The organism is Bacillus sp. LR--39 (assembly GCF_053613335.1).
Window position 1 is genome coordinate 1 of the sequence record NZ_JBSIOT010000002.1, and the last position, 24,218, is coordinate 24,218.

Here is a 24,218-nt window from a genome sequence, read left to right on the forward strand (position 1 = left end):
CCAGGATCAAACTCTCCGATAAAGTAGTTTGACTGACTACGCACATCGCTGTGCGATTTATTTAAAACTTTGAATTAACAGGTACGTTTTGTCTTGTTTAGTTTTCAAAGAACTTTTTTCACTTCTCTCGAAGCGACCTCTTAATCATAACATTTTCAGTTTGCTAGGTCAATACTTTTTTAAAAAATATTTTCGCTAGGCTTGCCTTCTATTAAAAAGACAACAAAAATGATTATATCAGCATCATCACTATGTGTCAAAGCTTTTTTTCAATTCTTTATATAGTAAAAGCGCAGCCTATTACAGCTGCGCTTTTTCGTTTATACTTCTTCCGTTTCTTCCGGCTCTTCTTCATTCTTTTCCACAAGCGCCACAGTGGCTACATGCTCTTGATCAGACATGCGGATCAGACGGACGCCTTGTGTTACGCGTCCCGTAGTGGAAATATCATTAATATCCATTCTGATTAACACGCCGCTTGCCGTAATAATCATTAAGTCCTCTTCGCCTTTTGTTGCTTTCACGGTTACTAACGGACCATTGCTGTCAGTGATTTTACATGTTTTAAGGCCTTTTCCGCCCCGGCTTTGAACTCTGTATTCTGAAGCCGGTGTGCGTTTGCCGTAGCCGTTTTCTGTCACTATGAGGACGTGGGAGTCTTCTTCAAGAATCTCCATGCCTACAACGACATCATCATCTGTCAGCGTGATGCCTTTAACACCCGCAGCTGTGCGTCCCATTTGTCTTACATCTTCTTCAGGGAAACGGATCAGCAAACCGTTCTTCGTTCCGATGATGATTTGTTTCTTGCCGTCAGTCAGGCGGACGGCCATCAGTTCATCGTCTTCCCGGAGACCTAGGGCGATCAGCCCGTTATTCCGTATATTCGCAAACTGGGACAGTGCCGTACGTTTCGACACCCCTTGTTTGGTCGTAAAGAAGAGGTATTGCTCTTCATCAAACGTGCTGACCGGAATAATGGCATTAATCCATTCGCCTTTTTCAACTTCCAGAAGGTTAATAATCGGAATGCCTTTTGCCGTACGGCCGTATTCAGGGATTTCATAACCTTTAGAACGGTAGACCTTCCCTTTATTAGAGAAGAACAGGATCGTATCGTGCGTTGATGTGGAAATTAAGTGTTCCACAAAGTCATCTTCATTCGTTCCCATTCCCTGTACGCCTTTTCCGCCCCGTTTTTGGCTGCGGTATGTGGACGCCGGGAGACGTTTAACATAGCCGTTATGGGTCAGTGTGATGACGATGTTTTCTCTCTCGATAAGATCTTCATCTTCAATTGTTTCAAGACCGGACGTCACGATTTCAGTGCGTCTCTCATCATTGAAACGCTCTTTGATTTCATTAAGTTCTTCACGGATGATCTCAAGAACTCTTTCTTCATTGGCTAAAATATCTTTCAGCTCGGCGATAAGCGCAACAAGTGATTGATATTCCTCTTCAATCTTTTCGCGCTCCAGACCGGTTAATCGCTGAAGGCGCATATCCAGAATGGCTTGCGCTTGTTTTTCAGTCAGTGAGAATTGTTCGATCAAACCTGTTCTCGCAATTTCAGCCGTCTGGGAACTGCGGATAAGAGAAATAACAGCATCTAAATGATCGAGAGCAATTCTTAAACCTTCCAGAATGTGAGCTCTCGCTTCCGCTTTGCGAAGTTCGTAAGCCGTTCTGCGCCGGATCACAATCTTTTGGTGATCAAGATAATGCTCCAGACATTGTTTCAGGCTTAGTACCTTCGGCTGTCCGTCAACGAGCGCCAGCAGGTTGATTCCGAAAGACGTCTGCAGGGCCGTTTGTTTGTACAGGTTATTCAAAATGACGTGAGCATTGGCGTCACGGCGGATCTCAATGACGATTCTCATTCCGTTACGGTCGGATTCGTCACGCAGATCGGTAATTCCTTCGATTTTTTTGTCCCGGACAAGATCTGCGATTTTTTCAATTAATCTCGCTTTGTTCACCTGATAAGGAAGTTCTGTGACAATAATTCTTTCTTTTCCCGATGATGTCTCTTCGATTTCAGCCTTAGCCCGGATCGTAATGGATCCCCGTCCGGATTCATATGCCTTGCGGATGCCGCTCCGGCCCAAAATCTGACCTGCAGTCGGAAAATCCGGGCCCGGGATGTATTCCATCAGCTCCTGGTTTGTAATCTCAGGATTCTCACTTACGGCAAGCACGCCTTCAATGACTTCCCCAAGCTGATGCGGAGGAATATTTGTCGCCATTCCGACCGCAATACCGGCAGCTCCGTTTACGAGCAGATTCGGAAATCTCGAAGGCATGACGACAGGTTCTCTTTCTGCGCCGTCATAGTTATCTTGATAATCAATCGTATCTTTCGTAATGTCCCGGAGGATTTCCATTGCGATTTTTGACATTCTCGCTTCTGTGTAACGCATCGCGGCCGCTGAGTCGCCGTCAACCGAACCGAAGTTGCCGTGTCCGTCAACAAGCATGTAGCGGTAGTTAAAATCCTGCGCCATTCTGACCATTGATTCGTAAACCGCTGAGTCACCGTGCGGGTGGTACTTACCGATAACTTCACCGACGATACGGGCAGATTTTTTATATGGTTTGTCACTGGTCATGCCTAAATCATTCATTGCGTACAAAATCCGCCTGTGAACCGGCTTCAGACCGTCACGCACATCCGGAAGCGCCCGGGATACGATAACGCTCATTGCATAGTCCAGGAAGGATGTCCGCATTTCCTGACTGATATTGACTTCACGTACTTGTGGTGTGTTTTGTTCACTCATTAAAAAAACCTCCCTGAAGTATCACATGAAATAATGTGGGAGTAGATTGTCCATTATGATCTTCAATACGATTTCACTATTCTCCATTATATCAATAAACTTGTGTTTATACACATTAATTTAGTAGAATATACGGGTTTTGCGGGTTTTCAGAGGCTTTAGAAGCCGCTTTGAGAAAAAAGCCTTATTTCTTAACGAAAATAAGGCTTTCTTGGTTAAATATCAAGATTTTTCACGTATCTGGCGTTTGCTTCTATGAAGTTTCTCCGCGGTTCTACTTTGTCACCCATCAGCATTTCAAAAGTCTCGTCAGCGTCCATTGCATCTTCAAGATTGACTTGCAGAAGCGTTCTGGTCGCAGGGTCCATTGTCGTTTCCCAAAGCTGAGTCGCGTTCATTTCTCCAAGACCTTTATAACGCTGGAGGCCGGGCTTAGGTGATTGCGGAAGTTCTTTTAACAGCTCATCAAGCTGCTTATCATTATAAGCGTATTCCACCCGTTTTCCCTGCTGCACTTTATAAAGCGGCGGCTGGGCAATGTAGACATAGCCGTTTTCGATGATTTCCCGCATGTATCTGTAGAAGAACGTTAATAAAAGCGTTCTGATGTGGGCGCCGTCAACATCGGCATCCGTCATGATGACCACTTTATGATAACGCGCTTTTTCAAGATTAAAATCTTCTCCGATTCCTGTTCCGAGGGCCGTGATCATTGATCTGACCTCATTGTTTGAGAGAATCTTATCAAGTCTGGCTTTCTCAACGTTCAGAATCTTACCGCGCAGCGGCAGAATGGCTTGGAAATGACGGTCCCGTCCCTGTTTCGCTGATCCGCCCGCAGAGTCACCCTCTACGATATACAGCTCGGAAATGCTCGGATCTTTAGAAGAACAGTCCGCCAGTTTGCCCGGCAGATTGGAAATCTCAAGCGCACTTTTGCGGCGGGTCAATTCCCGCGCTTTTTTCGCTGCCATCCGCGCTCTTGCGGCCATTAAACCTTTTTCAACGATTTTGCGGGCTGAGTCCGGATTTTCAAGAAGGAATGTTTCCAGCGCAGAAGAAAACAGCGTATCAGTGATCGTTCTCGCTTCGGAGTTGCCGAGCTTCGTTTTCGTCTGCCCTTCGAATTGCGGATCAGGGTGCTTAATTGAAATAATGGCAGTCAGCCCTTCCCTCACATCATCCCCGCTTAAATTCGGATCATTTTCTTTGAAAATCCCTTTTCTTCTTGCATAGTCGTTTATAACACGGGTCAGACCGGTTTTAAATCCGGCTTCGTGCGTGCCGCCTTCGTATGTGTTGATATTATTTGTGAAAGAATAAATATTGCTTGTATAGCTGTCGTTGTATTGCAATGCAACTTCAACCGTTATGCCGTCTTTCTCGCCTTCGATATAAATCGGCTCTTCATGAACGACTTCTTTGGAACGGTTTAAGTACTCAACATAGCTTTTGATTCCGCCTTCGTAGTGGTACTCGTTTTTCCGTTCTTGTCCTTCACGTTTGTCTTCAATCGTGATGTTTACACCTTTTGTCAGGAAGGCCAATTCCCGGACACGGTTTGAAAGCAGGTCATAGTCGTATTCGGTTGTTTCTTTGAAAATTTCCGGATCCGGAACGAAGTGCGTAATCGTTCCGGTCTTATCAGTATCACCGATCACTTCAAGATCGGCCACAGGTACACCGCGCTCGTACGCCTGATAGTGGATTTTTCCGTCACGATGAACCGTAACGTCAAGAGTGGTCGACAAGGCGTTTACGACAGACGCCCCTACACCGTGAAGACCGCCGGATACTTTATATCCGCTTCCGTCAAATTTACCGCCGGCGTGGAGAACGGTCATGATGACTTCAACCGCAGGGCGGCCCATCTTCTCCTGGATACCGACCGGAATTCCGCGCCCGTTGTCCTTAACGGTAATGCTGTTATCTTTTTCAATCTCGATGTTAATATCTGTACAATAACCGGCCAGGGCTTCGTCAATACTGTTGTCGACGATTTCCCACACCAAGTGGTGAAGGCCTTTGCTGTTAGTTGATCCGATGTACATCCCCGGTCTCTTTCGAACAGCTTCCAAACCTTCTAATACCTGTATCTGATTCTCATCATAACTATTTTGCTGCTGTTCCATAGCCATGCACATTCACCTACACTTTTCTTAAACGATATATTCATTGTAAAGATCCGCTAAGAATCTATTTCTAACATAAATTGCGCACGTTTCTTCAGTGTGCCGGAAGATAAGGGAGAGTAATATATATTCTCAGTCGTGACTACGATAGACTTTGGCGTGCCGTTTACGGACGGCACTACTTTTTCTTTCTGTCTGTCCAGAAATTCTTCAACGATCGGCGATACATTGACCTTGCAGTCAAAAATGCCGACGATATCGCGTGTTGAAACGACAAAGTCGTCACCTAAATGAATATACAATCGCTCACCTCATTTCTTCACTTCACTAACGTACCGTTTTCCACACGGAACATTCCTGCTTGATGTAAGGTATCGTGGTCAATGCCATCCACGCTTGTCGTGGTGACAAATGTCTGCACACGGCCTTGGATCGTATGAAGCAAATGGGACTGTCGGTAATCATCCAGCTCGCTTAGTACATCATCCAAAAGTAAAATGGGGTATTCTCCGATTTCTTCATGAATCAAATCTATTTCGGCCAGCTTCAAAGACAAAGCCGTCGTACGCTGCTGTCCCTGTGAACCGTACGTCTGCACATCGCGTCCGTTCACATAAAAAAGGACATCATCCCGATGCGGTCCGAATAATGTGACGCCTCGTTCTATTTCTTTTTCTTTTAATTTCGAAAAAGACTCCTGGTAGCTGTTACCTATTTTCGACAAATCTTTGGGATCTGATACATCAAGCGCCGTGTGATACTTAAGCGTCAGTTCTTCAAGTCCCCGGGAAATGCCGGAATGGATCGGCTGCGCCCATTTTTCAAGCTGTGCCGTAAACTGCAGACGTTTGGCGACAACTTTTGCGGCTGCTTCAATCAGCTGATCAGTGAGAACGTCAAGCATAGTCCGGTCAGTCTGTTTCCGGCTTTGCAGCTGTTTCAGAAAATGATTCCGCTGTGAAAGGATTTTTTGATAAAGAGATAAATCATACAGATAAACGGCAGAAACCTGCCCGATCTCCATATCGAGAAATCTCCTCCTCACCTGAGGGCTTCCTTTGACGAGATTTAAATCCTCAGGGGCAAACATAATGGTGTTCAGCGCTCCGACATACTGACTGAGTTTTTGCTGCTCTATATGATTGACCTTGCCCTTTTTACCTTTTTTGGAGATGACAAGCTGCATCGGGATGTCCCCGTTACGCTTCATCACTCTTCCTTCTATTTTAGCATAGTCTTCGTCCCACCGTATAAGTTCTTTGTCATTTGAGGTGCGGTGTGACTTTGCCATCGAAAGGACATAGATGGCTTCCATCAAATTGGTTTTGCCTTGGGCATTTTCTCCGATGATCACATTCACCTTGTTTTCGAATTGAAGCTCAGCGCGCTCATAATTACGGTAGGATGTTAATTCTAAATTTTGGATATACAACCGCTGTCACCCGCTTTAATTGACGACTTGAAATGAACCAAATCCTTCAATCGCGACCACGTCTCCAACGTAAAGCTTTCTGCCGCGGCGATTGTCAGGTTCATTGTTGACAGTCACCTCATGCTCGCTCAGAAACCACTTCGCCATGCCGCCGGACTGAATCACATCGGCTAATTTTAAAAACTGGCCAAGCGTAATCATTTCTGTATCAATCGAAATCGGATTTGCCATATTATCGACCTCTTTCAAATATCACTAATATCTAATTGTACTAAAAAATCCTGAAATAAGGAAAGGGAAAACTCGAGGGAGCGGCTGATGAATAGAAAAGCTGCCGAACAAAGCCGGCAGCACATTCTGTTTGATTAATACGTTCTGACCGGAAGGATGAGCTGAACGATGGTTTCATCATTCGGCGTACGGATAAGAAACGGTCTCATCGCTCCCGTAAAGCTGATACGGATGTCCGCTCCTTCAAGTACTTTCAGTGCGTCCATCATATATTTTGGACTGAATGAAATATTTAATTCCTCGCCGTCAATCTGGTCAGCCAGCACAGCTTCGACCACTTTCCCGATTTCCGGAGAATTTGATGAAATCTCCAGCGAATCCGCCGGTTTGGCAGAAAGCTTTACAACGTTGTTGCGGCCTTCTCTCGCCAATAAAGAAGCACGGTCTATCGCCTGTAAAAATTCCTTCGTGTTCACGACGATTTCCGTTTTGCTTTCCTGCGGAATTAAGCTGGTCGTGTCCGGATAGTTTCCGTCAAGCAATCTTGAGAAGAACAATACGTTTTTCGCTTTGAACAGAACTTGGGTTTCTGTAATGACGATATCAACCAGTTCTTGGTTGTCATCAAGAATTTTGCTCAGCTCGGTTAAGCTTTTCCCGGGAATGACCACGTTATAAGAGCTGTCTTCCGGAATATCAAGCTTCGCCTTTCTTAAAGCGAGTCGGTGGCTATCCGTGGCAGTGCATAATAATTCACCGTTTTCGACTTTCCAGTTTACACCTGTCAAGATAGGGCGTGTTTCTGAGGCGGACACAGCGAACACGGTTTGGCGGATCAGGTTTTTCAAAAGATCCGTCGGAATCTGAATGGCGTGATGCTCTTCGATTTGCGGTAGATGCGGATATTCATCTGCATCAAGGCCGTTTAAATTAAATTCGGCTTTTCCGGAACGGATAATCGTTAAATATTGATTTTGAACTTCGATTTCAACAGTCGCCATCGGCAGTTTTTTAACGATTTCACTGAAGAAACGCGCTTGCAGCACGATACTTCCCGGCTGATCGATCGTCACGATTTCTTTATCATCATCTTCTTTCGGAATGAATGACTCGATTGAAATATCAGAGTCACTTCCTGTGAAAGATACACCTTCATCTGAGGCGACGATCTTAATACCAGTGAGAATGGGAATTGTGGTTCTGGATGAAACGGCTTTTAGAACGTCTTGTACACTTTCGACTAAACGATCTTTTTGAATCGTAAATTTCATGTTTATCCTCCTAACGGATAATATAATTAATATATTTTAAAAATAGCAGTAGTAATAGTAGGGCCTGTGGATTTGTGGATAAGTTGTGAAAAAGACAGGAAACACAGCCTATCCACATGTGGACAGACTGTGTATGGCTATGAAAAAGTTATTCACACTTTCCCCGATTCATCCGAGGACACTATTATTTAAGCAGTTCTTTTATTTCTTTCACCTGCTGCTGAAGCTGCTCGTCATCAATCAGCAGTTTTGAAATCTTTTCATGGGCGTGAATGACGGTTGTATGGTCTCTGCCGCCAAATTCTTCCCCGATTTTAGGCAAAGAAGAATCCGTCATTTCTCTTGAAAGATACATCGCAATCTGTCTTGGGAACGCCACGGATTTCGTGCGCTTTTTCGCTTTGAAATCTTCTAGCTTAATGTTGAACTGCTGTCCGACAATCCGCTGAATCTCTTTTATCGTAATGACCTTCGGCTTAGAAGACGGAATAATATCTTTCAATGCTTCTGCAGCCAGGTCTGCGTTAATGTCTTTATTGATTAAGGATGAATAGGCGACAACCCGTATTAATGCCCCTTCCAGTTCGCGGATGTTGCTGTCAATCTGATTCGCGATGTAAAGCATGACCTCGTTCGGAATATCAAGGCCTTCCGCCTTCGCTTTTTTTCTCAGGATGGCAATCCGCGTTTCCAGATCCGGCGGTGTGATATCGGTAATCAATCCCCATTCGAACCGCGAACGCAGGCGGTCTTCAAGGGTCGGGATCTCTTTCGGCGGTCTGTCGCTGGAAATCACGATTTGTTTGCTTTCTTCATGAAGCGTGTTGAATGTATGGAAAAACTCTTCCTGTGTTTGTTCTTTTCCGGCTAAAAATTGAATATCATCTATCAAAAGTACATCAACGTTCCGGTAGCGGTTGCGGAAATCAACGGCTTTATTATCGCGGATTGAGTTGATGAATTCATTTGTGAATTTTTCAGAAGACAGGTACACCACTTTGGCTGAAGGATTATGATCAATGACATAATGGCCGATCGCGTGCATTAAGTGGGTTTTTCCTAAGCCGACTCCCCCGTATATAAATAAAGGGTTGTACGCTTTAGCGGGTGCTTCCGCCACAGCCAGTGATGCTGCATGGGCGAATCGGTTTCCCGATCCGATGACGAATGTGTCGAATGTATATTTCGGGTTGAGCATGCTTTGGGGAAAATCAGACGGTTCCTCTTTTGCCGCTTTTTTCACTTGCGGTTTCGGTAAAAAGTTTTCTTCGTCCTGATTTTGAGGAATGACAAATTTGACGCTCAATTCTTCCCCGGTTAATTCGTATATGGTATCTGCAATGAGATGTAAGTACCTGGACTCCAGCCAGTCTCTGGCAAATTCATTGGGAGCGGTGATGGTTAAGGTATCCCCTTGCAGCGAATGGGCTTTCGTCGACTTCATCCAAGTTTCGAAACTCGGTTTGCTTAGCTTTTTCTCAATTTGAGCTAGAGCTTGATTCCAAAGATCTAATATATTCTCCATTATCCGGCACAGCCCTCCTTTTCTTTAAAAATCAGCGCCCTTTCCCTGTTATAGAACACAAAAAAAGAGCATATGGCTCTGACCATTCGTACACACGAAATGTTGAAAACATATAGTATAGTAGAAAAACAGCTTTTCGACAAATTCCACAAGTTGTGGACAACAATCTACACAAGCTGTGTGAAAACAATCCACAACTTATCCACAGTTTGTGGATAAAGAGAATGGGCTGGATAAGTAATTAAGAGTTAAAACACAAATATAATATCAAATTAAGCGAGGACTTGCAATGGTTCTCGTAATCTTATCCACAAACCTGACAACTTGTTGAAAAATCTTTGTCCACAGGAGTTAGCAATGTGAAAATGTTGTCGATAACGACTGTGGATATTAAAAAAAGGCAAAAAAATTATCCACATGTCGTTTTTTCGGGGGAGCGCGGCTTTTTTTGCGTTAAAAAAAGGAATATGAAAAATAAGGTTTCTAAACTGGTTAAGGTATGTTATCCTATTATGGTTGTAAGAAATAAAAGCACTGCTGAAGTTGACAATGAATAGGCAGCACAAATATAATAAGTAAGACTGTCTTTAACAGCTATTCCTCGAGGGAGGTGTCATAAATGAAAAGAACATTCCAACCGAATAACCGTAAACGCAGTAAAGTTCATGGCTTCAGAAGCCGTATGAGTTCAAAAAACGGTCGTCTAGTATTAGCACGCCGTCGCCGCAAAGGCAGAAAAGTATTATCAGCTTAGGCCACTGAATAATGTCAGTGGTCTTTTTTCACATTAAGAGAAAAGTGATGTCATGCGTCGCCCGGTACTGGAGAAATTTCTTCAGTATTCCGGCGGCCCGTTTTTTTTAGATAGAAATAAAAGTTTCTGCGAGTGAATATCGGAGTGAATTAAAGTGAAGAAGCGAAATCGGTTAAAGAAAAATGAAGATTTTCAAAAAGTGTTTAAACGCGGAACGTCTATGGCAAACCGCCAGTTCGTGCTGTATACGCTTGATCAGCCGAAACAGGAAGAGCTCCGGGTAGGGCTTTCTGTCAGTAAAAAAATCGGCAATGCCGTCGTGCGCAATCGGGTGAAGCGGTTAATCAGACAGGCTGTTCAGGAGGAAAAAGAGCTGCTCAAGCCGAAAGATTTTATTATTATCGCAAGAAAACCCGCCGGCGACCTCAGTTTTGAAGAAACGAAAAAGAGTCTGCAGCACTTATTCAGAAAAACCTCATTATATAAGAAATCTTCGTCAAAATAGCTCATATTTTGTTTTCTTCACGTTTTTAAAAGCGCTTCCTTTTATTTGGCGAAAAATGAACGCCATTTGAAACTGAAAGATGCTAAAATACATACAAGGTTCATAAAGATTGGTATAGGAGGAAACGTTCTTGAAAAGGAGAATATGGTTACTACTGAGTATGGTCGGTATGCTCGTGCTGCTGGCCGGGTGCTCGAGTGTGAAAGAGCCGATTACGGCGAATAGTCCGCATTTCTGGGACAAATATGTTGTGTATCCATTGTCAGAAGTCATTACGTACGTAGCGAAACTGACGGGCGATAACTATGGTTTATCGATCATCATCGTTACGATTTTAATTCGTCTGCTGATTCTGCCGCTGATGATCAAGCAGCTTCGAAGCTCAAAAGCAATGCAGGCGCTGCAGCCTGAAATGCAGAAGCTCAGAGAAAAATACAGCTCTAAAGATCAAAAAACGCAGCAGAAGCTTCAGCAGGAAACGATGGCCCTGTTTTCAAAGCACGGGGTGAACCCGCTGGCGGGATGTTTCCCGATCCTGATTCAAATGCCGATTTTGATCGGATTCTACCACGCCATTATGCGTACGCAAGCCATTTCACAGCACAGCTTTTTATGGTTTGACCTAGGAGAGAAGGATCCTTACTATATTCTTCCTATCGTTGCCGGTGTGGCCACTTTTGTCCAGCAGAAGCTGATGATGGCCGGAAATCCGACTCAGAATCCTCAAATGGCAATGATGGTATGGATTATGCCGATTATGATCATCGTATTTGCGATCAACTTCCCGAGCGCGCTTTCTCTGTATTGGGTAGTCGGAAACCTGTTTATGATTGCTCAGACATTCCTTATTAAAGGACCTGACATTAAACACGATCCGGAAACGCAGAAAGCGGGAGGAAAGAAAAAGTGAAGAAGGTGACTGCTGCGGGACGGAATGTCGAAGAAGCAGTTCAATCAGGCCTTCAGGAACTTCAACTGACGAAAGATCAAATAGAAATAACGGTGGTGCAAGAAGAATACAAAGGGTTTTTGGGTATTTTCGGGAAAAAGAATGCGATCGTAGAACTGGAAGAGAAAAGAAATCCTGTTCAGGAAGCGAAAGCGTATTTGGAAGAAATCATCCATTCCATTGCCGGACCTTCTGAGATTGTTACGGAAGAAAACAAGAAAACAGTCTGTTTTCACATTAAAGGTGAAAAAGCGGCGCTGCTTATTGGCAAAAGAGGACAAACACTCAATGCCCTGGAAACATTGACGCAGCTTGTTTTGAACCGCGGCTCCGGCCAGTATCGCCAAGCCGTTGTCGACGCTGAGAATTATCGGCGGAAAAGAAGAGAAATTCTGGATCAGCTGGCAAACAGGCTGGCCAAGCAAGTGTCGAAAACGAAAAAAGATATGCATTTAGAACCGATGCCGTCAGGTGAAAGAAAAATCATCCATGACGCGCTGTCAAAGCATCCAAATATCAAAACTTTTTCTACCGGTGAAGGCCGGTACCGCCATCTCGTTATTTCCCATAAAGATAGCAGAAAACCGAAGTCCGGGTAAAATCGGAACTTCGGTTTTTTTATTGGTAAAAATGGCTCTATTCCTAAGCAGAATCGCATTTTTTGCGTTTAAGTTTTTTCTTTTTCGGTCTATGCTGTTGATAAAAAAGGTTTTAGGAAATAAAATTAATTGTTATTCACATGTGGATAAGTTAAAGTAATAAGGGATGAATTTCTGCCTTTGTGGATAACGTATCTTCCACTTCAAACCAAACTATGTTATCTTTTAATTTTGGCGTAAATAAAATTTTTTATATAGATGGAAACAGAGATAAAGAGAGGTGAACAGCATGGATACAATTGCAGCGATTTCAACTCCGATGGGTGAAGGCGCGATCGCGATCGTTCGGCTGAGCGGCCCGGAAGCCGTAGAGATCGCCGACAAAATGTACAAGGGTCCGAAAGGCAAAACGCTCAGTTCGGCAGAATCGCATACCATTCATTACGGGCATATCGCGGACAGCACGACGGGACGGATTATTGAGGAAGTCATGGTGTCTGTTTTAAGAGCGCCCAGAACATTCACAAGGGAAGATGTCATTGAAATCAATTGTCACGGAGGTATTGTGACGGTTAATCAGGTGCTCCAGCTTGCTTTAAGAGAAGGTGCGAGACTGGCAGAACCCGGTGAGTTTACGAAGCGCGCATTTTTAAACGGACGGATTGACCTATCACAGGCGGAAGCGGTGATGGATCTGATCAGGGCCAAAACGGACCGTGCCATGAATGTCGCCATGAACCAGATGGAAGGACGGCTTTCCGCACTTGTCCGCCGTCTGCGTGATGAGTTGTTAGAAACACTTGCCCATGTTGAGGTTAATATAGATTATCCGGAATATGATGACGTCGAAGAAATGACGCATCAGCTTTTAGTGGAGAAGGCAAGCGGCGTGAAGAAAGAAATCGAGGCGCTGCTCCGTACGTCTGAGCAGGGGAAAATTTTGCGTGAGGGACTGTCTACCGTGATCATCGGCCGTCCGAACGTCGGAAAATCCTCTCTGCTTAACAGCCTTGTCCATGAAACGAAGGCGATCGTAACCGATATTCCGGGAACGACGCGTGATGTGATTGAGGAATATGTCAACGTGCGAGGCGTGCCGCTTCGGCTTGTCGATACCGCGGGAATCCGTGAGACAGAAGACATCGTCGAAAGAATCGGTGTGGAACGGTCACGGCAGGTTCTGAAGGAAGCGGATCTCATTTTGCTTGTGCTTAACCACAGCGAAGAGCTTTCTGAAGAAGATGTGAAATTGTTTGAAGCGGTTGAGGGAATGGACGTCATTGTCATTATGAATAAGACGGACCTTGAGGCTAAGATTGACGCTGAACGCGTCAAGGAACTGGCGAAAGGCCGGCCTGTCGTCACGACCTCATTGCTGAAAGAAGAAGGCATTCAAGATTTAGAGGAAGCGATTCAGTCGCTATTTTATACAGGAGCGATCGAAAGCGGAGATCTCACCTATGTCAGCAACACCCGTCATATCTCGATTCTGCATCAGGCAAAGCAAGCGATTGATGATGCGCTGAACGGAATTGAACAGGATGTTCCGATTGATATGGTCCAAATTGATTTGACAAGGTGCTGGGAGCTGCTGGGCGAAATCATCGGTGATGCCGTCCACGAAAGCTTAATTGATCAGCTCTTTTCACAATTTTGTTTAGGTAAATAAAAGGGAGGAAAAAACCATGGGGTATGAAGCAGGCCAATACGACGTGATTGTCATCGGCGCCGGGCATGCCGGTGTTGAGGCTGCCCTCGCATCCGCGCGCCAGGGAGCCAAAACGCTTGTTTTGACGATTAATCTTGATATGGTTGCGTTTATGCCATGTAATCCGTCTGTCGGCGGCCCCGCGAAAGGGATTGTCGTCCGCGAAATTGACGCGCTCGGCGGAGAAATGGCTAGAAATATAGATAAAACTCATATTCAAATGAGAATGCTGAATACAGGAAAAGGTCCGGCCGTACGGGCGCTGCGTGCGCAGGCGGATAAATTCCAATATCAGCACGAAATGAAGCATACGCTGGAAAAAACACCGAATTTGACACTTCTTCAAGGGATTGCCGAGCGTTTAATCATTGAAGACGGAGAGTGCCGCGGTGTCATTACGCAAACCGGTGCTGAATACAAGGCAAAAACGGTCGTGCTGACAACCGGAACGTATTTAAGAGGGCGGATCATTCTCGGTGATTTGTCTTACTCAAGCGGCCCGAATAACCAGCAGCCGTCTATTAAACTTTCTGAGCACTTAGAGGAGCTTGGTTTTGATCTCGTCCGTTTTAAAACGGGCACGCCTCCTCGTGTGTCAAGCGATTCCATTGATTACAGCAAAACAGAAATCCAGCCGGGGGACCCGGTTCCGCGCGCTTTCTCATATGAAACGGTTGAATACATTACCGATCAGCTGCCTTGCTGGCTGACTTACACGAGTCCTGAGACTCATGAGATCATCGACAGCAACCTGCATCGTTCGCCAATGTATTCCGGTATGATTAAAGGAACGGGACCGAGATACTGCCCTTCGATTGAAGATAAAGTCGTTCGGTTTAATGATAAACCGCGTCATCAGATTTTCCTCGAGCCGGAAGGCAGAAATACGCAGGAAGTATACGTTCAAGGTTTATCCACGAGTCTTCCTGAGGACGTGCAGCAGCGGATGCTGGCGACCATTCCGGGACTGGAAAAGGTGCAGATGATGAGAGCCGGATACGCGATTGAGTATGACGCGATTGTACCGACGCAGCTCTGGCCTACACTGGAGACGAAAAAAATCCCTAACCTGTACACAGCCGGTCAAATTAACGGTACATCAGGTTATGAGGAAGCGGCCGGGCAAGGAATTATGGCAGGGATCAACGCAGGCCGCAAAGCGCTTGGAAAAGAAGAAGTGATCCTCAGCCGTTCCGATGCTTATATCGGTGTATTGATTGATGATTTGGTAACGAAAGGAACCAATGAACCGTACCGTCTGCTGACTTCACGGGCGGAATACAGACTGCTGCTCCGTCACGACAACGCGGATCTTCGTCTGACGGAAATCGGCCACGATATCGGCTTAATTTCTGATGAGCGCTATGAAGCATTTGAGAAGAAAAAAGCGGCGATCGAGGCGGAGAAAAAACGTCTCTGGTCTGTTATTATCAAGCCGTCTCCTGAGAATCAGGAATATATCCGTTCACTCGGTGGAAGTGAGCTGAAAGACGGAGTGCGCGGCACAGATTTAATGAAACGTCCGGAAATGAACTATGAAACAGTGACAAAACTTGCGCCTGCAGATTCTCCGGTTCCGCAAGATGTGGCGGAACAAGTGGAAATTCAGGTGAAATATGAAGGATATATCGAAAAATCCTTGCAGCAAGTGGAAAAGCTGAAGAAAATGGAAAACAAAAAAATCCCTGATCGGATTGATTATGACGCCATTAAAGGAATTGCTACTGAAGCCCGTCAAAAGCTGAAAGAAGTGCGTCCTTTATCAGTTGCTCAAGCGTCCCGTATTTCCGGCGTCAATCCGGCAGACATTTCAATCCTGCTGGTATACCTGGAGCAGGGCCGTATTGCCAAGGTAGCTGAATAGAAAGGATGACGGCATGAATATAGAGGAATTTACATCCAGTTTAGCGGAGAAAGGGATTTCCCTTTCTGACCGCCAGCTGGAGCAATTCGAGTTGTATTACCGGATGCTCGTGGAATGGAACGAAAAAATGAATCTGACATCCATCACTGAGAAAAAGGAAGTTTATCTCAAGCATTTTTATGATTCGATAACGGCGGCATTTTATATTGATTTTGAAAAGGTCACCACTCTTTGTGATGTTGGCGCCGGCGCCGGTTTTCCAAGCCTGCCCATCAAAATCTGCTTCCCGCATCTGCATGTCACCATCGTCGATTCACTGAATAAGCGGATTACGTTTTTGGAAACTCTCTCTGATGCTTTACAATTAGAGCATACGACATTTGTCCATGACAGAGCGGAGACATTCGGACAGCGGAAAGACGTCCGGGAAAGCTTCGATCTCGTGACGGCCCGTGCGGTGGCGCGTCTGTCGGTCCTGAGTGAGCTTTGTCTGCCGCTGGCCAAGAAAAACGGCGTATTTGCGGCACTAAAAGCAGCAGCAGCTGATGAAGAGCTGAAAGCGGGGCAAAAGGCGATTAAAGTATTGGGAGGAGAGCTTGAACAAGTTCATTCCTTTACACTTCCTGTTGAAGAAAGTGAACGGAACATTATGATCATTCGCAAGACGAAAAGCACTCCGAAAAAATATCCGAGAAAACCGGGTACTCCAAATAAATCGCCAATTGAAGGGTAATTTAGACAGCCTGATGTGACAATTCCATCATATTTTCTGCAAAATTGATGAAGATACAGCAGGAAAAACCATGAGAAAATAGAATTATAAAAATGGCAGTTTTTAAAGGTGGTGTAGGTACATGAAGCATTCATTCTCTCGTTTCTTCGGGTTTGGTGAGAAGGAAGAGGAACCGGAGATAGCTGAGCATGATACAAACAAAGAAGAGATACTCGAAATACCGGTACATGCTATCGTTCCCAACCGTTTTCAGCCACGCACCATTTTCTCAGATGAAAAAATCAAAGAGTTAGCAATGACTATCCATACACACGGCATCATTCAGCCGATTGTTGTCAGACATACAGAAGATGAAGGACAATATGAGCTCATTGCGGGTGAAAGGCGCTGGAGAGCGGTACAGACGCTTGAATGGGAGAAGATTCCCGCAATTATTAAAGATTTTTCTGATACGGAAACAGCATCTGTCGCTTTGATTGAAAACCTGCAAAGGGAAGAATTGTCCTCCATTGAGGAAGCTCATGCGTACGCAAGGCTGTTAGAACTTCATGATTTAACACAGGAAGCCTTGGCGCAGCGCTTAGGAAAAGGCCAGTCAACGATTGCGAACAAGCTCCGATTGTTAAAGCTCCCGGAACCCGTCCAGGATGCGATTATGGAGAAAAAAATTACGGAACGTCATGCAAGAGCACTGATTCCGCTCAAACAGCCGGAGCTTCAGGTCACATTGCTTGCGGAAATCATTGAGAAAAGCTTAAACGTTAAGCAGACGGAAGACAGAGTGGTAAAAATGCTTGAACAGAATAAGCAGAAACCAAAGCCGAGACGCAAAGCGTTCAGCAGGGATACAAGAATTGCGATGAATACGATTCGTCAGTCACTGTCTATGGTAGAAGACAGCGGAGTCAGACTGAATACTGAAGAAGAAGAATTCGAAGAGTACATCCAGCTTACCATTCGGATACCTAAATAAAAACTCTCCTGATCAGCAGGGGAGTTTTTATTTTAATCAAAAAACTATTTTGAGATAATGATAGATTTATTGTGCACTATACATTATATATGTAAAAATTTATCTTTTTATGTCGTGAATTGTCTTTTTACAGTCAAAAAAGTCACTTTATCGGAGAACTTATATTAGAAAGTGTCTTTTTCGTTTACATTTTTTTCACTTGCTGATAAACAAATTATGAAAAAAATAAAACGCTTTACTCTTTTTTTGATAAGATAGAAACAAGACAGTACATGTTCATGTGAAGGTAGGTGACATCGTGGGAAAAATCATAGCAATTACGAACCAAAAAGGCGGAGTCGGAAAGACGACGACTTCTGTTAATCTGGGGGCTTGCTTGGCTTACATAGGTAAAAGGGTTCTTCTTGTTGATATTGATCCGCAGGGCAATGCAACGAGCGGATTAGGGATTGAAAAAGCCGATGTGGATCATTGTGTGTACGACATTTTAGTAGATGATGCAGATGTTACAGATATTATTAAACCGACTTCAGTAGAGAACTTAGATGTCATTCCGGCCACGATCCAGCTTGCGGGAGCGGAAATCGAATTGGTTCCGACGATCTCACGGGAGGTCAGGCTGAAAAGAGCATTAGAATCTGTGAAACAAAATTACGATTACATGATTATTGATTGTCCTCCGTCTCTCGGGTTATTAACGATTAATGCGCTTACCGCTTCAGATTCAGTCGTTATCCCGGTTCAGTGCGAATACTACGCTCTTGAAGGATTGAGTCAATTATTAAATACAGTTCGGCTTGTGCAAAAACATTTAAATACCGACTTAATGATAGAAGGAGTGCTTCTGACGATGCTTGATGCCAGAACGAACCTCGGCATTCAAGTGATAGAGGAGGTAAAGAAATACTTTAGAGATAAAGTGTATCAAACCATTATCCCTCGCAATGTCCGTTTAAGTGAGGCGCCGAGTCACGGCAAGCCGATCATATTATACGATCCGCGTTCGAGAGGTGCGGAAGTATATTTAGATTTAGCAAAGGAAGTGGCAGCGAATGGCTAAAGGCGGGCTCGGAAAAGGGATTAACGCGTTGTTTAATCAGGTTGATTTGTCTGAAGAGACAGTGGAAGAGATTAAAATCAGTGATTTACGTCCCAATCCTTATCAGCCAAGAAAACAATTTGACGATGAGTCATTAGCTGAACTGAAGGAATCCATCATTCAGCATGGCATTCTTCAGCCCATTATCGTGAGAAAATCATTAAAGGGCTATGATATTGTAGCCGGCGAACGCCGTTACCGCGCCGCAAAACTTGCCGGTAAAGAGACAGTGCCGGCTATCGTGCGGGATTTATCTGAATCGCTGATGCGGGAAATCGCTCTTTTGGAAAACCTTCAGCGTGAAGACTTATCACCGCTTGAAGAAGCTCTGGCATATGACTCACTGCTGAAACATTTGGATTTAACCCAGGAACAGCTCGCTAAACGGCTTGGGAAAAGCAGGCCTCATATTGCCAACCATTTAAGACTGCTGACGCTGCCGGAAAGCATCCAGAACCTCATTGCAGAAGGTACGTTATCCATGGGACACGGCAGAACCTTGCTTGGTTTGAAAAATAAAAACAAGCTTGAACCGCTTGTGAAGAAAGTGGTTGAAGAACAGCTGAACGTCCGTCAGCTTGAGCAGCTGATTCAGCAGTTAAACAGCAATGTTCCACGTGAAACAAAGAAAAAAGAACCTGTTCAAGATGTTGTGTTAAAAGAGCGGGAATCGTATTTGCAAAATTACTTCGGAACAACAGTAAATATTAAGAGACAAAAGAAAAAAGGGAAGATTGAGATTGAGTTTTTCTCAAATGAAGATCTTGAACGTATCCTGGAACTATTGTCTGAAAGAGAAGCGTAAAAACCATCTTTTTATAAAAAGATGGTTTTTTATATACGTCTTGTCAGCTTATGAAACGGACTGAGCCGTTCCTGCAGGCCTTCTGATTTATCTGTCAGCTGTAACCCCTCTGCTAAAACATTTGCCATGCTCATAACAAGATGAAGCCTCGTATTCTGCAGGACAAAATACTCCATAAACCCGCTGACATTGACGATTCCGTTGATATGGACGTCACCGATTTCAGGAAGGTCTTTTTGAACACCTGCTCCGGGCTTCAGCGGCCCATCGCCGATTTGAAATGACCCTACGCTTTTGACGCGGCCTAAACAAGCATCAACCGCTATAATAAACGGATTTTTATGTAGATGTTGAATATCTTTCAGCTTGTCTTTCATATTGACGGCGTGAACAGGATCTGACAGCGTGCCGTAAACGTGCAATCTGCCTAAATTCATTTTTTCTAACTTTGTTCCTACGAGCGGACCTAATGAATCTCCGGTCGACCGATCTGTACCGATACACACGGTGACTAACGGTCTGCCGGCTGCTTTACGTAAAGATGAAGTAAGGATCGCTTGTATTTGATTCGCAGCAGAAGAATCCGTATGAGAAACATATTGTTTTGCCCGTTCTTGAGAAAAAAGCCCGCCTTTTCGATTCATAAGGTTCACTTCCTTGTCATGTCATACGAGTAATACATTGTTGTTTTTGGTGTTGTATGGTTGTTTACAGTATATCCAGCGCTGCCTTTTTTTATGCTTATGTCATGATGAGCATGCCGGTTGTTTGAAAAGAGCGGGATAGAAAAAAGAACTCAGAGCAGTTATTCTCTAAGTTCATGAAAGAAATAAGACCATTTGATCTATGTCGACATATTGCTGATGATCTAATTTCAGCGCTCTTTTTTCTGTAGAGAAGAGGATAAATCCTAACTGAGCGTAGAGTTTTTTTGCGGGTTCATTTGTTGAAGTAACAGAGAGATGGAGCTGTTCTGTGTCTTTCATCTTTTTTGCCTGGCCGATGGCTTCTGTCAATAAAGCTTTTCCCGCGCCTGACCCTCGGTGTTTGGGAGAAATATACATAGAACCGATAACCGCAATGTGTCTTAGTTTAAACAGCGGATGCTTGGAGATCTTGAGGATTCCTATCAGTCTGTCTTTTTCAAAGGCGCCAAGCACGATAGCATTGCCGGCTTCAAGCCTGGCTTTGAATTTTTCGGACGGCCATTCTTTCTCCTCCTCATAGCTGACGGCGAATGCGTCGGGGTGATCTTTTAAAGCTTTGAGCCTGATATCGGAGTAAGGCTGGGTATCACTTGCGGTTAAACGCCTGATGTACATGATTTGAGCTCCTTATATAAATAAAATTTTCTGAATAGTTAATCGTCGTTATCATACCATATTTGTCCCATTTGTATGAATGTTTGCCGCTGTCACTCAATATAGTAGCAATATGCGGAGATGATCAGAAATTTTATGAGGTGATGAGGGTGTGGAGAGCCGGGATGAAGTGGATGCTGCTCATATTAAGCAGCCAGATTGGGGCTGGATATGCAAGCGGGCAGGAAATATGGCAGTTTTTCGGTGTCGAAAGCGGACTGGCTATTGTATTGTTTACAGTCATGTTTACGATTTCGGCTTATATTGTGTTGAAGATCAGCTATCGGGTTCAATCAACGCACTTTTTACCTGTGCTTGAGCATTTGATGGGGCCGGCTCTTGCTAAAGTCTATGATGTGCTTATTATGTTTTATTTGTTTTCAATGACGATGGTTATGATTGCCGGCGGCGGTGTGACGCTGCAAATGTACAAGCTGCCGTTTTGGATCGGTATTTTTCTTCTTTGCATTGTGACCGTCGGTTTATTCTTTTGGGATATAAAAGGAATATTATCTTTGAATAGTATTTTGATACCGATTCTTGTAGCGGGGCTGTTATATGCATTGGTCTTTTTTCAGACAACCCATCATTACACGTGGACGATAGATTTGACCCGCCAGTATAATTGGCCGGCAAGCATTACCTTCACGTCCTTAAACATCCTTTCTGTTGTCGCTGTTCTTTCTTCAATCGGGAAAGATATGAAGGGACTGGGAGAAGCGAAAATCGCAAGCGTTGCAAGCGGACTGATTTTCGGTATGATTTCATTTGTTTACAATGAAACGCTTGTACAGCTTGCGGGCAGTCTTACACAATATGAGATTCCTCTTTTCGCCGTCCTTGAAGGCGCTCCTTATCCGTTATTTCTTTGTATGGCAGCCGTGCTTTTTTTAGCCATCTATACGACAACCGTGACCGGTCTGTTCGGGCTGTCCAGCCGCATGCTTGCATTTGTGAAATTGCCGAGATGGACGCTCGTATCTCTTCTTTTAGCTGTGATGGTGCCTTTTACGACAATCGGTTTTTCAGATTTGATCGCCATTTTATATCCCATTTACGGGCTTTTAAGTCTTTATTTGCTGGTATGTCTTCTTCTTTACCCTATTTTAGGGAGATGGAAAAAAGTATAATGCTCATTTTGAGTGCGGCCGTTGCTCTTATCCTGTCTTTTTTTGTACAATAAATAAAGCAGTCTATGGAGAGAGGTGAAGGGTCTTGGCGGATAAAGACTTTGGCCTGAATGATATTGTTGAAATGAAGAAACCGCATCCTTGCGGTGAAAACAGGTGGAAAATCATTCGGATGGGAATGGATATTCGGATCAAATGCACGGGTTGTTCCCACAGTGTTATGATTCCGAGAAGAGATTTTGAGAGAAAGCTGAAAAAAGTACTCGTCAAGCATGAGGAGCCTACATCATAAGGGCTGGCGCTCATGCTTTTTCATATAGAGGAGAGGAAGAGGCCCGATGAGCAAAGTGCATCAGTCAGCGTGCCCGCTGAATTGCTGGGACAGCTGCGGCTTTTTGGTGACAGTTGAGGATGGAAAGGTGACGAAAGTAGACGGAGACCCGAATCATCCCATTACAGAAGGGAAAATTTGCGGCCGTGGCAGAATGCTGGAGACGAAAACGAATGCGCCGGAACGGCTTCGTTTTCCTTTAAAAAAGAAAGACGGCGAATTTGTCCGCGTTTCCTGGGAGCAGGCGTTAGATGAAATCGCGGAAAAAATGGCGGTGATTAAGGAGACGTTGGGCACTGCCGCAGTGCTGCACAGTCATGATTACGCCAATAACGGTCTTTTGAAGGCGCTCGACCAGCGTTTTTTCAATGGATACGGCGGTGTGACGGAGATTGCAGGCAGCATTTGCTGGGGTTCCGGCATTGAAGCGCAGCGCTGGGATTTCGGGCGTTCTTACGGGCATGGACCGCTTGATATTTATCACAGCAAGCATGTGATCGTATGGGGCAGAAACGTGTCCCGGACGAATATGCACCTCTATCATCATCTGCAGCAGGTGAAGAAAAAAGGAGCGACACTGACGGTCATTGATCCTATTTTTAACCCGACTGCAAAGCTTGCCGATCGGTATATATCCGTCAAACCCGGCATGGATGGCTGGCTTGCGGCGGGTGTTTTAAAAATATTATGCCAAACCGGCAGAACCGATTCTGATTTCATTCAAAGGCATTCGGTCGGTTTTGAAGAAATAGAAAAGCTTCTGCAGACGATTTCTTTTGAGGAGATCATTGAGAAAACAGAAACGTCTTTAGAAGTGCTAGAATATCTTGCTGATTTATATGCTGACGGTCCCGCCTCCACTTTTATGGGTCTTGGGATGCAGAGATATAAAAACGGGGGCGGGACGATACGGTGGATTGACGCTTTAGCTGCGGCGAGCGGAAATGTCGGTATCAAAGGCGGCGGCGCAAACTTCGGAAATGTGCAAGTCGGTGAAAGCTTTGCAAAGGCCGAGCTCACCCGTCCCGATTTGAAGAAAAGTTCGAGAACGTTTTCGATGATGACTCAAGCCGAAGAGGCGCTGAATGCAGCCGATCCGCCGATTGAGATGATCATCGTGACGTGCGGCAATCCGCTGACACAGGTGCCGAATACAAAAAAAGTGAAGGAAGCGTTTGAAAAAACACCGGTCACAGTGGCCATTGATTCAGTCATGACCGATACGGCGAAGCTCTGTGACTATGTGCTGCCGACGGCCGTTGTTTTCGAAGAGGAAGATATTTATTATTCCAGCATGTATCATCACTATGTTCAATATGGCAAGAAGCTTGCGGAACCGCAGGGAGAGGCAAAATCAGACCGCTGGATCTGGACGGAACTCGCAAAGCGTCTCGGATTCGGGGAACTCTTTGATTACAGTACGGAAGATTTCTTAAAAATGGGGCTCTCTTCTTTGGAGAAAGAAGGAATCACCCTTGAGCAATTAAAGGAAAAAGGACATATGCCGCTTCCGGTCAAACAGGTTCCGTGGAGTGATTTTCAATTTTTAACCCCGAGCGGAAAATTTGAATTCGTCTCGTCACTGGCAGAAGAGAAAGGATACAGCGGCCTCCCTCAATTGGAAGTGCCGGAGGAGTCTGTTTATCATGACGCCGGACTGGCCGGGAAATATCCGTATACGCTGCTGTCCATTCACCCGCAGCGCTCCAATCATTCACAGCACGTGCCGTTTATTGAAAAGCTTCAGCAGATTCAGGTGGATCTGTCGCCGGATATCGCCGAGGAGCTTTCACTTCAAGACGGAGATACGGCAGAGGTATACAATGACCGCGGCCGTCTGCGCGGCAGGGTGAAAATCATGAAGCAGGCTCACCCGAAGACAGTAAATATAGATGAAGGCATGTGGGCGGCATTCGGAGGCTCCGTCAACATGCTCACAAAGGATTCAAATTCCGATAATGGAATGGGAAGTACGCTTTTTGACTGTCTGGTAGCGGTTAAAAAAGGATAATCTAAGGAGAGAGAGGGCGGGAAAT

At 44.8% G+C, this 24,218-nt stretch carries 22 protein-coding genes; 13 read left to right on the plus strand and 9 right to left on the minus strand.

Translation table 11 applies throughout. The features are described 5' to 3' along the window. Window positions 1-320: 320 nt before the first annotated feature. From gyrA to dnaA, 7 genes are all read right to left on the minus strand, one after another. Window positions 321-2,780, minus strand: coding sequence for a DNA gyrase subunit A (gene gyrA, locus ACWHAR_RS09710; RefSeq protein WP_032875298.1), 2,460 nt, complete (start codon window positions 2,778-2,780; stop codon window positions 321-323). Between the two features lie 215 nt (window positions 2,781-2,995). After that, window positions 2,996-4,912 (minus strand): DNA topoisomerase (ATP-hydrolyzing) subunit B, encoded by a 1,917-nt coding sequence (gene gyrB, locus ACWHAR_RS09715; protein WP_007409911.1) that lies wholly within the window; start codon window positions 4,910-4,912, stop codon window positions 2,996-2,998. A gap of 56 nt (window positions 4,913-4,968) precedes the next feature. After that, window positions 4,969-5,214 carry an extracellular matrix regulator RemB gene (gene remB / locus ACWHAR_RS09720; protein WP_004392908.1) on the minus strand — a complete coding sequence of 82 codons (246 nt, stop codon included), beginning with the start codon at window positions 5,212-5,214 and terminating at the stop codon, window positions 4,969-4,971. A 17-nt stretch (window positions 5,215-5,231) separates the two neighbouring features. Continuing rightward, the gene (recF, locus tag ACWHAR_RS09725) at window positions 5,232-6,344 is read right to left on the minus strand and encodes a DNA replication/repair protein RecF (protein ID WP_007409910.1); all 1,113 of its coding nucleotides are present in this window, start codon (window positions 6,342-6,344) and stop codon (window positions 5,232-5,234) included. Between the two features lie 15 nt (window positions 6,345-6,359). Beyond that, a complete protein-coding gene (gene rlbA / locus ACWHAR_RS09730) occupies window positions 6,360-6,575 on the minus strand; it encodes a ribosome maturation protein RlbA (RefSeq protein ID WP_004392910.1) in 216 nt (71 codons plus the stop codon). 134 nt (window positions 6,576-6,709) lie between these two features. Next, entirely contained in the window at window positions 6,710-7,846 is a 1,137-nt protein-coding gene (gene dnaN, locus ACWHAR_RS09735) for a DNA polymerase III subunit beta (protein WP_007409909.1), read from the minus strand. A 184-nt stretch (window positions 7,847-8,030) separates the two neighbouring features. Then, window positions 8,031-9,371: a chromosomal replication initiator protein DnaA gene (gene dnaA / locus ACWHAR_RS09740; protein ID WP_007409908.1), complete on the minus strand. Its 1,341-nt coding sequence runs from the start codon at window positions 9,369-9,371 to the stop codon at window positions 8,031-8,033. Window positions 9,372-9,990: 619 nt separating this feature from the next. On the opposite strand from dnaA, the gene rpmH reads away from it, so the two are divergent. The 10 genes from rpmH to ACWHAR_RS09790 all read left to right on the plus strand — a co-directional run bounded on the left by rpmH (window position 9,991) and on the right by ACWHAR_RS09790 (window position 19,360). After that, entirely contained in the window at window positions 9,991-10,125 is a 135-nt protein-coding gene (rpmH, locus tag ACWHAR_RS09745; protein WP_003178075.1) for a 50S ribosomal protein L34, read from the plus strand. A gap of 154 nt (window positions 10,126-10,279) precedes the next feature. Continuing rightward, window positions 10,280-10,630: a ribonuclease P protein component gene (gene rnpA, locus ACWHAR_RS09750; RefSeq protein WP_004392944.1), complete on the plus strand. Its 351-nt coding sequence runs from the start codon at window positions 10,280-10,282 to the stop codon at window positions 10,628-10,630. A gap of 160 nt (window positions 10,631-10,790) precedes the next feature. After that, window positions 10,791-11,540, plus strand: coding sequence for a YidC family membrane integrase SpoIIIJ (gene spoIIIJ / locus ACWHAR_RS09755; protein ID WP_007409906.1), 750 nt, complete (start codon window positions 10,791-10,793; stop codon window positions 11,538-11,540). Beyond that, window positions 11,537-12,178, plus strand: coding sequence for an RNA-binding cell elongation regulator Jag/EloR (gene jag / locus ACWHAR_RS09760; RefSeq protein ID WP_032875304.1), 642 nt, complete (start codon window positions 11,537-11,539; stop codon window positions 12,176-12,178). The genes spoIIIJ and jag overlap by 4 nt, the downstream gene beginning before the upstream one ends. Before the next feature lie 289 nt (window positions 12,179-12,467). Then, window positions 12,468-13,847 carry a tRNA uridine-5-carboxymethylaminomethyl(34) synthesis GTPase MnmE gene (gene mnmE, locus ACWHAR_RS09765; RefSeq protein WP_007615094.1) on the plus strand — a complete coding sequence of 460 codons (1,380 nt, stop codon included), beginning with the start codon at window positions 12,468-12,470 and terminating at the stop codon, window positions 13,845-13,847. A 16-nt stretch (window positions 13,848-13,863) separates the two neighbouring features. Continuing rightward, complete coding sequence (gene mnmG / locus ACWHAR_RS09770; RefSeq protein ID WP_007615086.1) at window positions 13,864-15,750, plus strand: tRNA uridine-5-carboxymethylaminomethyl(34) synthesis enzyme MnmG; 1,887 nt, start codon at window positions 13,864-13,866, stop codon at window positions 15,748-15,750. Between the two features lie 13 nt (window positions 15,751-15,763). Continuing rightward, window positions 15,764-16,483 carry a 16S rRNA (guanine(527)-N(7))-methyltransferase RsmG gene (gene rsmG, locus ACWHAR_RS09775; RefSeq protein WP_007409901.1) on the plus strand — a complete coding sequence of 240 codons (720 nt, stop codon included), beginning with the start codon at window positions 15,764-15,766 and terminating at the stop codon, window positions 16,481-16,483. 121 nt (window positions 16,484-16,604) lie between these two features. Continuing rightward, on the plus strand, window positions 16,605-17,456 hold the full coding sequence (gene noc / locus ACWHAR_RS09780; RefSeq protein ID WP_007615083.1) for a nucleoid occlusion protein: 852 nt from the start codon (window positions 16,605-16,607) through the stop codon (window positions 17,454-17,456). Window positions 17,457-17,754: 298 nt separating this feature from the next. After that, entirely contained in the window at window positions 17,755-18,516 is a 762-nt protein-coding gene (gene soj, locus ACWHAR_RS09785) for a sporulation initiation inhibitor protein Soj (protein ID WP_007409899.1), read from the plus strand. Then, complete coding sequence (locus tag ACWHAR_RS09790; protein WP_032875307.1) at window positions 18,509-19,360, plus strand: ParB/RepB/Spo0J family partition protein; 852 nt, start codon at window positions 18,509-18,511, stop codon at window positions 19,358-19,360. The genes soj and ACWHAR_RS09790 overlap by 8 nt, the downstream gene beginning before the upstream one ends. A 29-nt stretch (window positions 19,361-19,389) precedes the next feature. Here ACWHAR_RS09790 and yyaC read toward each other — a convergent pair whose 3' ends face one another. Both yyaC and ACWHAR_RS09800 read right to left on the minus strand, forming a co-directional pair. Then, window positions 19,390-20,004: a spore protease YyaC gene (gene yyaC / locus ACWHAR_RS09795; protein ID WP_032875310.1), complete on the minus strand. Its 615-nt coding sequence runs from the start codon at window positions 20,002-20,004 to the stop codon at window positions 19,390-19,392. A 174-nt stretch (window positions 20,005-20,178) separates the two neighbouring features. After that, complete coding sequence (locus ACWHAR_RS09800) at window positions 20,179-20,682, minus strand: GNAT family N-acetyltransferase (protein WP_032875313.1); 504 nt, start codon at window positions 20,680-20,682, stop codon at window positions 20,179-20,181. A gap of 143 nt (window positions 20,683-20,825) precedes the next feature. Here ACWHAR_RS09800 and ACWHAR_RS09805 point away from each other — a divergent pair, with 143 nt between their 5' ends. The 3 genes from ACWHAR_RS09805 (at window position 20,826) to ACWHAR_RS09815 (ending at window position 24,193) form a co-directional block, all read left to right on the plus strand. Continuing rightward, window positions 20,826-21,851: a YkvI family membrane protein gene (locus ACWHAR_RS09805; RefSeq protein WP_087920784.1), complete on the plus strand. Its 1,026-nt coding sequence runs from the start codon at window positions 20,826-20,828 to the stop codon at window positions 21,849-21,851. 85 nt (window positions 21,852-21,936) lie between these two features. Continuing rightward, window positions 21,937-22,143 carry a DUF951 domain-containing protein gene (locus ACWHAR_RS09810; protein WP_004392973.1) on the plus strand — a complete coding sequence of 69 codons (207 nt, stop codon included), beginning with the start codon at window positions 21,937-21,939 and terminating at the stop codon, window positions 22,141-22,143. 46 nt (window positions 22,144-22,189) lie between these two features. Next, on the plus strand, window positions 22,190-24,193 hold the full coding sequence (locus ACWHAR_RS09815) for a molybdopterin-dependent oxidoreductase (RefSeq protein WP_032875323.1): 2,004 nt from the start codon (window positions 22,190-22,192) through the stop codon (window positions 24,191-24,193). The last annotated feature ends 25 nt before the right edge of the window (window positions 24,194-24,218 follow it).